The organism is Streptomyces sp. NPDC052020 (genome assembly GCF_040680575.1).
GTDB lineage: Bacteria > Actinomycetota > Actinomycetes > Streptomycetales > Streptomycetaceae > Streptomyces.
In genome coordinates, this window is record NZ_JBFAWY010000030.1 from 73,457 (window position 1) to 80,839 (window position 7,383).

General features: G+C 75.9%; 2 protein-coding genes. Both read right to left on the minus strand.

From position 1 onward, the window contains the following. Positions 1-118: 118 nt before the first annotated feature. A complete protein-coding gene (locus AB0L74_RS26505) occupies positions 119-4,192 on the minus strand; it encodes a beta-ketoacyl synthase N-terminal-like domain-containing protein (protein ID WP_365657316.1) in 4,074 nt (1,357 codons plus the stop codon). Between the two features lie 7 nt (positions 4,193-4,199). Next, the coding region (locus tag AB0L74_RS26510; protein WP_365657319.1) for a type I polyketide synthase at positions 4,200-7,383 on the minus strand (3,184 nt) is incomplete at its 5' end.

The following is a 7,383-nucleotide window of genomic DNA, read 5'->3' on the forward strand; positions in this document are numbered from 1 at the left end:
GCGGATCGACGAGCTCACCGCCAGGCCCCGCCAGGCCCCGCCAGGGCTCTTGGCGGCGGCGCCGCGCCCCTCCGCACTGACCGGCGAACCATCCGCCCGGCCCCGCGGGGCGCGGTGGTCAGGACGAACCGCCGCCCCGGAGAGAGCGCAGCCACTCCTCGACGGTCCCGGCGGTGGCCCGGGCCGAACTCTCCAGCAGGGTGAAATGATTCCCCCGCACCTCGCGCAGGGTGTGCGGGGCCGGCCAGGAGGAGCGCCAGCTGTCGTCCTCGGCCCCGGTGGCGGCCGCGGATCCGCCGGTCCCCTCCCTCTCGTCGACGAACGACTCCGTTGGCCGTACGAACAGGACGGGTGCCGTGATCTCCTCGGGAGCGCACTGCCGCATGAGGGTGCCGTACCGGCCCATCGCCGACAGCCGGGTGGTGGAGAACACGCCGAAGTGGTCCTCGCGCGCCATCATTCCGTCCAGCATGCGGGCCCACAGCCCGTCGCCTGCGTCGGCGGCACCGGTGGCCCGCTCGTCGTCGCCGTCGAGGGGGAGGTAGGTGTCGAGCAGCACGACCCCCGCGGGCGGCGCACCGTCGCCTTCCAGTCGGCCGGCGGTGGCGTGCGCGAACTGGCCGCCGGAGGAGTAGCCGGCCAGGACGAAGGGCGTGTCGCCCGCCAGCTCCCGCACGCTCCTCGCGAAGTGGTCGACGATGGCGTCCACCGACACGGGCAGCGGTTCGCCGTCCACGAAGCCGGGCGGGGCGACGACATGCACGTCGCGCACGTCCCGGAAGCCCGCGGCGAGCCGCGCGTACTGCTGGGCTCCGGCGAGCGCCATCGGGGACGGGAAGCAGATGAGCATGGGGCTCTCGGGGCCCTTGGCCAGCCGCACCGGCGGGCTGACGTCACCGGCCTCGGCGGCCGTCGTGAAGGCGGGGCGCAGCTCCGCCACGGCGCCCAGCAGGGCCATTCCCTCGACCATCTTGCCGTCGCGGACAGCGGCTCGGAACAGCTCGCCGACGGCCTCCGGCACGCGGGCCGGTGCGGCGGCGGCCGGTGCGGGGGTTCCGGGCGCTTCCACCGGTGGCGCGGAGCGCAGTTCGGTGGCGAGGTGTGCGGCGAGGCGGACCGGTGTGCCGAGGTCGAAGACCGCGGCGGCGGGGATCTCCAGGCCGGTGGCCCGCCGGAGGTTCTCGCGCAGTCGCACCGCGGACAGCGAGTCGACGCCCACTTCGAGGAAGCCGCGTTCCGGGGCGAGTGCTTCCGCGGAGTCATGGCCGAGGACCACGGCCACGTGCTCCATGACGACCTCGGTCAGCAGCTTCTCCCGCTCGGGCTCGGGGAGCGCGTCCAGCCGGGCGCGGAGCCTGCCGGCCGCGAAGCCGTCGGAGGGCTCGCTGACGGCCGCAGGTTCGAGCGCGTCCGGCACGGCCCCGCCGAAGAGCGCGGGTGAGACGGTCCAGTAACGGCGGTGCTGGAAGGCGTAGGTGGGCAGGTCCACCGCCCGTGCGCCGCTGTGCTCGTAGAGCGCCTGCCAGTCCACCCCGGCCCCGGCGGCGTGCAGCAGTCCCACTCCGGCGAGGAGGGTGCCGGCCTCGGCACGGTTCTTGCGCATCAAAGGCACCACGGTGGCCCGCTCGGCGTCCTCGGGGCTCAGGCTGGGCTGGACGAGACCGGAAAGCACCGCGTCGGGGCCGATCTCCACGAAGCGAGTGACGCCCCGCGCCCCGGCGGACCGCACCGCGTCGGCGAAGCGGACCGTCTCCCGGACGTGGGTGACCCAGTACCGGGGGGCGGCGAGGTCGGCGAGGTCTCCGGTGACGGTGGAGACGACGGGGAGGGAGGGTTCGTGGAAGGCCAGGCCGCTCACCACCTCCTCGAACTCCGCGAGCATCGGCTCCATCAGGGGCGAGTGGAAGGCGTGGGAGACCTTCAGCCGGGAGGTCTTGCCGCCCTGTGTCTTCACGGCCGCCACGACCGCCTCCACCGAGGCGGCGGCGCCGGAGACCACGAGGGAGCGGGGGCCGTTGACGGCGGCGACGGCGGCGTCGTCCACCCCGTCCAGCAGGGCGCGCACCTCGTCCTCGGTGGCCTGCACGGCGGCCATCACACCGCCGTCCGGCAGGGCCTGCATCAGCCGGCCCCGCGCCGCCACCAGGGCCGCCGCGTCGGCGAGGGAGAACACCCCGGCCGCGCAGGCGGCGCCGATCTCGCCGATGGAGTGCCCGGCCAGCACGTCCGGGCGCACGCCCCAGGACTCCACCAGCCGGAACAGGGCGACCTCGACGGCGAAGAGGGCGGGCTGGGCGTACTCGGTGCGGTCCAGCAGCGCGGCCTCCGCCGTGCCCTCGGCCGCGAACAGTACGTCCTTCAGCGGGCGCGGCAGCAGCGGGTCGAGGTGCGCGCACACCTCGTCCAGGGCCTGCGCGAAGACGGGGTAGGCGGCGGCGAGTCCGGCGCCCATGCCGACGCGCTGGGCCCCCTGGCCCGTGAACAGGAAGGCGGTCTTGCCGCTCGTATGGGCGGTGGCACGGGCGAGGTTCGGCGCGGGGGCGTCGTCGGTGAGGGCGGTGAGGGCGGTGGTGAGTTCGGCGGCGTCGGCGGCGGTGACGACGGCGCGGTGGTCGAGGTGGGCGCGGGTGGTGGCGAGGGAGTAGCCGAGGTCGGCGAGCGAGGGGGCCGCGGGGTCCTCGATACGGGCGCGCAGGGCCGCGGCCTGGTCGCGCAGGGCCTGGGCGGTGGCGCCGGATATCGGCCAGAGCACCGGCGTGCGGGTGCCCTTCCGCGCGGGGCCGTCCTCCTGTGCCGCCCCGGCGCCCGGGGCCTGCTCCAGGATGACATGGGCGTTGGTGCCGCTGATGCCGAAGGAGGAGACGGCGGCGCGCCGCGGCCTGTCGCTCTCCCACGGCCTGGCCTCGGTCAGCAGCTCGACCCGGCCCGCCGACCAGTCCACCTTGGACGACGGCTGGTCCACGTGCAGGGTGCGGGGCAGGACGCCGTGGCGCATGGCCATGACCATCTTGATGACGCCGGCGACGCCCGCGGCGGCCTGGGTGTGGCCGATGTTCGACTTGATGGAGCCGAGCCACAGCGGCCGGCCGGCCGCGCGGTCGCGGCCGTAGGTGGCCAGCAGGGCCTGGGCCTCGATCGGGTCGCCGAGGACGGTGCCCGTGCCGTGCGCCTCCACTGCGTCGACCTGGTCGGCCGAGAGCCGGGCGTTCGCCAGCGCGGCCCGGATGACGCGCTGCTGGGCGGGCCCGTTCGGGGCGGTGAGGCCGTTGCTGGCGCCGTCCTGGTTCACGGCGGAGCCGCGCACCAAGGCGAGTACCCGGTGTCCGTTGCGCCGGGCGTCGGAGAGCCGCTCCAGGGCCAGCACGCCGACGCCCTCGGAGAAGCCGGTGCCGTCCGCGGCCTCGGCGAACGACTTGCACCGGCCGTCGGCGGCGAGCCCGCGCTGCCTGCTGAAGTCGACGAACGTCCCCGGCGTGGACATCACCGTGACGCCCGCGGCGAGCGCGAGCGAGCACTCGCCGTTGCGCAGCGCCTGGGCCGCCAGGTGCAGCGCCACCAGCGACGAGGAGCACGCCGTGTCCACCGTCACCGCGGGGCCCTCGAAGCCGAAGGTGTAGGAGACCCGGCCGGGGACGACGCTGCCGCTGCCGTAGCTGTTGATGTAGTCGTGGTACATCACCCCGGCGAAGACGCCGGTGCGGCTGCCGCGCAGTCGGCCCGGCACCAGCCGGGCGTGCTCCAGCGCCTCCCAGGCGACCTCCAGCAGGAGCCGCTGCTGGGGGTCGATCGCGGGGGCCTCGCGCGGCGCCACGCCGAAGAAGGCGGGGTCGAAGTCCCCCGCGTCGTGGAGGAACCCGCCGTGCCGGGAGTACGTCGTGCCGTCGTGCTCCGGGTCGGGGTCGTAGAGGGTGTCGAGGTCCCAGCCGCGGTCGGCGGGGAACTCGGTGATGGCGTCGCCCCCTTCGGTGACCAGTCGCCACAGGTCCTCGGGGGAGCGGACCCCGCCGGGGTAGCGGCACGCCATCCCGACGATGGCGAGGGGTTCCCGCGCGGCGGCGGTCAGTTTGCGGTTCTGCTCGCGCAGCCGCTCGGTCTCCTTGACTGATGCCCGCAGCGCGTCGACGAGCTTCGCGCCGGACCCATCGGGCCCGGGTGGCTGGGCTGCCCGGCCCGGACGAGTGGTCTCGGTCATGGCGGTGTCACTTCTCCCACGTCGTGTCGTTGACGTCGAACTCGTCCTGGTCGTATCCGTACGCGTCGTCCGCGTCGCCCTCCCCCTCGGTGCCGCCGCCGGGGCCGGAGTCCGCGAGCACCATGCTGATCAGTGCGTCGGCGTCCATGGCGTCGATGGAGTCGGTGGCGTCCGCGTCCCCGGTGGCCGAGGCGTCCGCCGCGATCCCCGCGAGTTCCAGCAGGCTCTCCATGAGTCCCGCCTCCCGCAGCCGGGACAGCGGGATGGCCGCGAGGGCGCCGCGGACGCGGGCCTCGGCCGAGTCGCCGTCCGTGCCGTCCGCGTCTTCCCCGGCACCGGCGGCGAGTTCCTCCCACAGGTGGCCCGCCGCGGCCCGGACGCTCGGGTAGTCGAAGATGAGCGCGGCCGGGAGGCGCAGCCCGGTCGCCGCGCCCAGGCGGTTGCGGAACTCCACGGCGGACAGCGAGTCGAAGCCCAGGTCGCTGAAGGACCGGTCGGCGTCGACCCCCTCGGCGTCGGCGTGGCCGAGCACCGCTCCGACGTGTCCGCGCACCTCCTCGATGAGCAGGTCCATCCGTTCGGCCGCGGGCGTCCCGGCGAGGCGGGCGCGCAGCCCCTGCGGGCCGGCGGGCGCCGCCGCGACGGCCTGGGAGGCGCGGCGCCCCGGCACCCGGACCAGGCCGCGGAAGAGCGGCGGCAGGTCCCTGTCGCCGCCCTGCGCCATGGCCCGTACGTCCAGCGCGACGGGGACGAGGAGCGCGTCGGCGGGGGCGCCGGTGCGCTCCGTGCCGAGGACGGCGGTGTCGAAGAGGGCGAGGCCCTGCTCGGCGGTGAGCGCGCCCGCGCCGGAGCGGGTCATGCGATGGGTGTCGGTGCCGCTCAGCCGGCCGGCCATGCCGCCGTCGTCCGCCCACAGGCCCCAGGCCAGCGAGGTGGCCGCCAGGCCGTGGGCGCGCCGGTGCTGGGCCAGGGCGTCGAGGAAGGAGTTGGCGGCGGCGTAGTTGCCCTGTCCCGGGACGCCGAGCGCGCCGGCGATGGAGGAGAAGAGCACGAACGCCGACAGGTCGAGGTCGCGGGTCAGTTCGTGCAGGTTCCAGGCGGCGTCGGCCTTGGGCCGCAGGACCCGGTCCAGGCGCTCCGGGGTCAGCGAGCCGATGACGCCGTCGTCGAGCACTCCCGCGACGTGCACGACCGCGGTCAGCGGGTGCTCGGCGGGGACCGTCGCCAGCAGGCCGGCCAGCTGGGACCGGTCGGCGGCGTCACAGGCGGCGAGCGTGACGTGCGCGCCGCGCTCGGTCAGTTCCGCGCGCAGCTCGGCGGCGCCCGGCGCGTCCTGGCCCCGCCTGCTGGTCAGCAGCAGGCGGCGGACGCCGTGCTCGGCTACCAGGTGGCGCGCGACCAGGGCACCCAGGGCGCCGGTCGCGCCGGTCACCAGCACGGTGCCCTCCGGGTCCCAGGCCCGCTCCTCCGGTCCGGCAAAGGCGGGGACGGCGGGGACGCGGGCCAGCCTCGGGACCGTCAAGGCGCCGCCGCGGAGCGAGACGTGCGGCTCCTGGCAGCGGACCGCCGCCGGCAGGGCGGCGAGCGAGGCGTCGGTGCCGTCCACGTCGGCCAGCACGATCCGGCCGGGGTGCTCCATCTGCGCGGACCGTACGAGCCCGCTCACGGTGGCGGCCGCGAGGTCGGTGACATCCCCGTCGGCGGCGGGCACCGCGCCCTGGGTGACGACCACCAGCGTCGCGGCGGCGAACCGGTCGTCCGCCAGCCAGGTCTGGAGGCCGGCGAGCGTCCGGTGCGTCAGCTCGCGCACGGCGCCCGCGGCGTCGGTGGCGTCGGTGGTGACAGGGGTGCCGAGGACCGGCAGGACGACGATGTCCGCGTCGCCCGCGTCCTCGACCTCCGGCACCACCGCCGTGCTGCCCACCACCGTGGCCAGTGCCTCCGACCACGCGGCGGCACCGCTGCCGGCCACCACCCACTTCCCGGTGCCGGCGGCGTCGGCGACGGCGGGCAGCGGGGTCCAGTCCACCCGGTAGAGGGACTCGATGAACTCGGTCCGCGCCCGCGCCAGTTGCTCTTCGGAGATGGGCCGTACGTCCAGCCGCTCCACCGACGCCACCGGCTGCCCGGCGGCATCCACCACCGCGAGCGACACCGCCCCGGCGCCGGACTCCGCGCCCTGGCCCAGCGGGCGCACCCGCACCCGCAGTGCCGTGGCACCCGTGGCGAACAGTTCCACGCCCGTCCAGGCGAACGGCAGCCCGGCCCGCTCCCCCGCGCCGCTGAGCGCCACGGCGTGCAGCGCCGCGTCGAGCACCGCCGGGTGCACGCCGAACCCGTCGACGGCCACGCCGTCCGGCAGCGCGACCTCGGCGAACACGTCGTCACCGAGCCGCCAGGCGCCGCACAGGCCGCGGAAGACGGGGCCGTACGACAGGCCGCCCTCGGCGAACCGCTCGTACACCCCCTCGACCGGCACCGGCACCGCGCCTGCCGGAGGCCAGACGGCGAACTCCGTGCCGTCCCAGGCGGCCGGCGCCGCGGTGGCGAGCACACCCGAGGCGTGCCGCACCCAGGGCGCCTCGTCCACGGTGCCGTCAGCACGCGAGTGGACGGTGAAGGTGCGGTGGCCCGAGTCGTCGGGGGCCCGCACCACGAGCTGGGTGTGGACGGCACCGCGCTCCGGGAGCACCAGCGGCGTCTCCAGCGTCATCTCCGCGAGCACCGGGCAGCCCGCCTGGTCACCGGCGGCGACGGCCATCTCCACGAACCCGGTGCCGGGGAACAGCACGGTGTCGCCGATGGTGTGGTCGGCCAGCCAGGGCTGGGTGCGGGTGGAGAGCTTCCCGCCGAAGACCAGGGTGTCGGTCTCGGCGAGGACGACGGCCGCGCCGAGCAGCGGATGGTCGCCACCGCCCGAGGCCGCGCCGAACGGGGAGTAGCCGTCGATCCAGTAGCGCCGACGCTGGAAGGGGTAGGTGGGCAGGTCGACGTGGCGGGCGGGGCTGCCGGTGTGCGGGGCGGTCCAGTCGACGGTGTGTCCGTGGGCCCAGAGGCGGGCCAGGGCGGTGAGGGCTTCGGGCTGTTCGGGCCGGGCCCGGCGCAGCAGCGGGACACACCGCGTGGTGTCGTCGGGCAGGGTGTCGGCGGCCATGGCGGTCAGGACCGCGTCGGGGCCGATCTCCAGGAAG